Here is a 4,511-nt window from a genome sequence, read left to right as displayed (position 1 = left end):
GGCCAAGCACGCGCGCTGCGATGGCGAAAGCGAAATTGCCAAAAGTCTCGTGCAGGACGAGCCCGCCATATTCGGGGCGCGGCTCCGACAGCATCGGGTATTTGCCCGACTTCGACCAGTCGAACGTGCCGCCGTCGACGATGACGCCGCCGATCGAATTGCCGTGGCCGCCGATGAATTTTGTCAGCGAATGGACGACGATGTCGGCACCGTGTTCGATCGGCCGCACCAGATAGGGCGAAGCCAGCGTGTTGTCGACGATCAATGGCAGGCCATGCTTGCGGGCGATGTCGCCGATCTTCTCGATGTCGACGAAAACGCCGCCAGGATTGGCGAGGCTTTCGATGAAGATCGCCTTGGTTCTGTCGTCGATCTGGTTCTCGAAGGTCGAGAGGTCGTTGACGTCGGCCCAGCGCACTTCCCAGCCATAATTCTTGAAGGCGTGGCCGAACTGGTTGATCGAACCGCCATAGAGCTTGTTGGCGGCGATGAAATTGTCGCCCGGCTGCATCAGGTTGTGAAACACGATTACCTGCGCGGCATGGCCGGAGGCGACGGCAAGTGCGGCGGTGCCGCCTTCCAGCGCGGCGACGCGCTCCTCGAGCACCGCCTGCGTCGGGTTCATGATGCGGGTGTAGATATTGCCGAAGGCCTTCAGCCCAAACAGCGAAGCGGCATGGTCGGCATCGTCGAAGACAAAGGAGGTGGTTTGATAGATCGGCGTGGCCCTGGCGCCGGTCGCCGGATCGGGCTTGGCGCCGGCATGAACGGCCAAGGTGTTGAAACCGGGCGTACGGGTCATCTAAATCTTCCTCTCCTGATCTTCGAAAAAACGCCGGGCATTCTTGGCGAAGCCCGGGTTGGAATGCAAAGAAGAAAATACCTTTCAGGGCGCGATCTGCGACCAACGCCCGAGAAAATCCGTTTCTTCCCGGAATAATTTTGCGCGCGCCGCTAGGTGCCTACTTCTGGCGCACGCCGAAGCTCTGAAACCCCTGGCGCATCAAGGGTTTCTTCGACGACAGAACGCCGGAGTTGACGCCGGTCCAGCCGATCTCGCCGGACAGCTTGCCGTATTCGATCTTCGGGCAGCGGTTCATCACCATCTTGATGCCGGCCGCCTCGGCGCGGGCGGCGGCCTCGTCATGACGCACGCCAAGCTGCATCCAGACGACCTTGGGCAACGGGTCGAGCTTCAGCACCTGGTCGACGATTCCCGGCACCGCCGAGGAAGCGCGAAAAATGTCGATCATGTCGACCGGCTGTGGCAGGTCGGCCAGGCTGGCATAGACAGTGCGGCCCAGGATCTCCTTGCCGGCATGGCCGGGGTTGATCGGGAACACCGAAAAGCCTTTGGCCAATAGATATTTCAACACGAAGTAGCTCGGCCGCACATCGTTGGGCGACGCGCCGATCATGGCGATCGTCTTCACCGAGTTCAAAATGCCGGCGATGTAGGCGTTGTCGTAAGTGTCGTGATTCATGGTTCGTCCTCATACAGCGCTTCGGCGAGAAAGGCAGCCGGGTCGCTGCAGAAGTCGCGCATCATGCGAAAATGATCGGTATCCTGAAAATCGATCGGGTCGAGGCCGAAGCGGCTGATGCGGAAGAGCCGCGCATACGGACAGGCCATCAGCAGCGGCGAGTGCGTCGCCATGATCACCTGCGCCGTGCCGGATTGCTCCATGCGTTGAAGCAATTTGAGCAACTCGATCTGGCGCGTCGGCGACAGCGCGCTTTCGGGCTCGTCGAGGATGTAGATGCCTTGCCGGCGGCAGCGCTCCTCGAAGAAGCGGATGAAGCCTTCGCCATGCGACCAGGACAGGAAGTCGGGTGGCGGTGGCCTGAACGGATCTTCGAGCGCAACCTTATCGAGATAGCGCGCGACCGAGTAGAACGATTCAGCGCGGAAGAACCAGCCGGCGGTGACTTTCGGCAGCCAATGGCCACGCAGCGTGTCCGCAAGCGCCGCGCCGCTTTTGTCGATGGCGATGGAATGATCTACCGGACGATACCCCTTGCCGCCGCCTGCCTCGTCATAGCCTGCCAATGCTCCGATCGCTTCCAGCAGCGTCGATTTGCCGGTGCCGTTCTCGCCGACGATAATGGTGATGGCCGAGGCGAATTCGAACTCGAATTCGCGGTCGCGAAAAATCGGCAAGTTCCAGGGATATTTATCCCAATCGGCAACGCGCGACGGCTCAAGCAGGATGCGCTTGAGATAGGGTGCCTTCAGCCGCGTCAGTTGCTTGCGGGCAGCCACGTCGAACCTTCAGCGATGGGATGGTGCGGCTCCATGCAAACCGGCTACTCGTCGGACCATTGCGGCTTGCGCTTGCCGATGAAGGCGCCGATGCCTTCCTCGGCGTCGCGCGCCAGCATGTTCTCGACCATCACGCGGCCGGTATAGGCATAGGCGTCGGCCAGCCCCATTTCGGCCTGGGCGTAGAAGGCTTCCTTGCCGGTGTTGACCACCAAAGATGACTTGGAAGCAATGGTTTGGGCGTATTTGTCGACAACCTGGTTGAGATATTCACGCGGCACGATGCGATTGATCAGGCCGAATTCCTTGGCGGTCGCGGCGTCGATCGTCTCGCCGGTGAGCAGCATTTCCATCGCCTGCTTGCGCGAGACATTGCGCGACAGCGCCACCATGGGCGTCGAGCAGAACAGCCCGATATTGACGCCCGGCGTGCAGAAGGTGGCCTCGTGCGAGGCGATGGCGAGGTCGCAGCTCGCGACCAGTTGCAGACCGGCGGCGGTGGCGAGACCGTCGACCTCGGCGATGACCGGCTTCGGGTGGCGAACGATGGTCTGCATCAACATCGCGCAGGCAGCGAAGGTTCTTTCGAAGAAGGCTTTGCCGCGGTCCGGCTCGGCGCGGTGCGCCGTCATCTCCTTGAGGTCGTGACCGGCGCAGAACACTTTTCCGGACGCAGCCAGGATGATGACGCGCACGGATTTGTCGGCCTTCACGCGATCGAACTCTGCCTGCAGCGCTGCCATCGTCGCCAGCGACAGCGCATTGGCCGGCGGGCTGGCAAGCGTGAGGCGCAGGACGCCCTTGTCCCGACTGACAAGAACGGGGCCGTCGGCGACGGCGGGCTTGATGGCAACGACTTCAGCCATGTCCAACCTTTCGGGTCAGCGCTCGCGGCGCATGGAGCAACAGAACTAGCACGCTGCCGGTTGAAGAACAGCCGCGAGGCGTGTTTTCTCCGTCGCACCGTTTGGTCCAGGCATATCGCCCGGAGCTTGTCACCTCATATAGGACGTTGCCCATGCCCGCCCAAAGCGATCTGAAGCCAATGCTCGATGCGGCCGAAGTCAATGCGCTGATGGCAAGCGTCTATCCGCAGCTCAACGACAGTTTCACCTCCTATGAGGCGATCGACGTATTTCCCGGCGGCTGCACGGTTCGGCTCAACGCCGACGAACGGCATCTGCGTCCCGGCGGCACGGTGTCCGGTCCGTCGCTGTTCACGCTGGCCGACATCGGCGGCTATGTCTGCGTGCTCAGCCACGCCGGACCGGACGCGCGGTCGGTGACCGTCAATCTCGACATCAACTTCATGCGCAAGGCCGAAGCCGGTCCAATCGACGGCCATTGCCGGATCCTGAAGCTCGGCAAGAGCCTGATGGTGTTCGACATCGACATCGTGGCGGGCCCGGATGGGCACACTGTGGCCCATGCCACGGGGACCTATTCGATCCCTCGTAAGTCTTCTCAAACTTGATATCGCAGCGAGATGTGTATATATATGCGCATAGGTGACATTTGATCGAGCGTGACAGCCGCCGCATCATAAAGCGGCTGAGAGACGACGGCTTCGAATTGGTCTCAGTTCGGGGCTCGCATCACAAATTCCGGAAAGGCGCCATCGTGCTTGTCGTTCCGCACCCGGAAAAAGATCTGCCAGTCGGCACTGCTCGCGCGATCGCCAAACAGGCAGGCTGGATTCGCTAGACCTGAAGTATACAATCAGGAGACTGTAATGAAGAACTACTTCGCGCTGGTTGAGAAGGATGCCGACAGCGCATTTGGTATTCGCTTCCCCGACATTCCGGGCTGTTTTTCAGCGGCCGATGTACCCGAGGATATCGTGCCGAATGCAATCGAGGCCCTGCAACTTTGGGCCGAGGATATGTCCGTGCCTGAACCCTCCAGCCATGAGGCGATTGTATCGCTTGCCGATATCCGTACCGCGCTATCTGAAGGAGCTTATCTGGTCTCCGTGCCGCTGATCGACAATGACAGTGCCGTGGTCAGGGCGAACGTGACATTCGAACGCGGTGTCCTGCGCGCAATCGATGCCGCCGCGCGCGAGCGCGGCATCACCAGGTCCGCATTTCTCTCAAGCGCCGCCCGCAGGGAAATTGAGGCAAAGCACTAGCGCGAGGGCGACTGGCATCGATTACTTTTGTGGTAAAATAATACCGTTCAGCCAAGCCATTGTTTTTTCTTTATTTTACTCGCTAAACGCATTTTCCGCTGCCTTGACGTATAAAGT

7 protein-coding genes are annotated in these 4,511 nt (G+C 60.4%); 3 read left to right on the top strand and 4 right to left on the bottom strand.

Annotation, left to right across the window (positions count from 1 at the left end; genetic code table 11):
- The 4 genes from EOA27_RS23775 to EOA27_RS23760 all read right to left on the bottom strand — a co-directional run.
- On the bottom strand, nt 1-802 hold an 802-nt coding region (locus EOA27_RS23775; RefSeq protein WP_127257387.1), incomplete at its 3' end, for an aminotransferase class V-fold PLP-dependent enzyme.
- A gap of 160 nt (nt 803-962) precedes the next feature.
- The gene (locus EOA27_RS23770) at nt 963-1,484 is read right to left on the bottom strand and encodes a CoA-binding protein (RefSeq protein WP_126082859.1); all 522 of its coding nucleotides are present in this window, start codon (nt 1,482-1,484) and stop codon (nt 963-965) included.
- On the bottom strand, nt 1,481-2,263 hold the full coding sequence (locus EOA27_RS23765) for an AAA family ATPase (protein ID WP_126082860.1): 783 nt from the start codon (nt 2,261-2,263) through the stop codon (nt 1,481-1,483). The genes EOA27_RS23770 and EOA27_RS23765 overlap by 4 nt, the downstream gene beginning before the upstream one ends.
- 44 nt (nt 2,264-2,307) lie before the next feature.
- Nucleotides 2,308-3,129, bottom strand: a complete 822-nt coding sequence (locus EOA27_RS23760; RefSeq protein ID WP_126082861.1) for an enoyl-CoA hydratase — start codon at nt 3,127-3,129, stop codon at nt 2,308-2,310.
- A 152-nt stretch (nt 3,130-3,281) separates the two neighbouring features.
- Between EOA27_RS23760 and EOA27_RS23755 the strand changes: the two genes are divergently transcribed.
- Genes EOA27_RS23755 through EOA27_RS23745 form a run of 3 tightly spaced genes read left to right on the top strand, consistent with a single transcriptional unit; the run spans nt 3,282 to nt 4,394 of the window.
- Complete coding sequence (locus EOA27_RS23755) at nt 3,282-3,737, top strand: PaaI family thioesterase (RefSeq protein WP_126082862.1); 456 nt, start codon at nt 3,282-3,284, stop codon at nt 3,735-3,737.
- Nucleotides 3,738-3,781: 44 nt separating this feature from the next.
- Nucleotides 3,782-3,967: a type II toxin-antitoxin system HicA family toxin gene (locus EOA27_RS23750; protein ID WP_126083820.1), complete on the top strand. Its 186-nt coding sequence runs from the start codon at nt 3,782-3,784 to the stop codon at nt 3,965-3,967.
- 28 nt (nt 3,968-3,995) lie between these two features.
- Nucleotides 3,996-4,394, top strand: coding sequence for a type II toxin-antitoxin system HicB family antitoxin (locus EOA27_RS23745; protein ID WP_126082863.1), 399 nt, complete (start codon nt 3,996-3,998; stop codon nt 4,392-4,394).
- Nucleotides 4,395-4,511: the final 117 nt, after the last annotated feature.

Origin of the sequence: Mesorhizobium sp. M2A.F.Ca.ET.037.01.1.1, assembly GCF_003998075.1 — a bacterium.
Lineage (GTDB): Bacteria > Pseudomonadota > Alphaproteobacteria > Rhizobiales > Rhizobiaceae > Mesorhizobium.
This window is presented reverse-complemented; position numbering and strand designations above follow the sequence as displayed.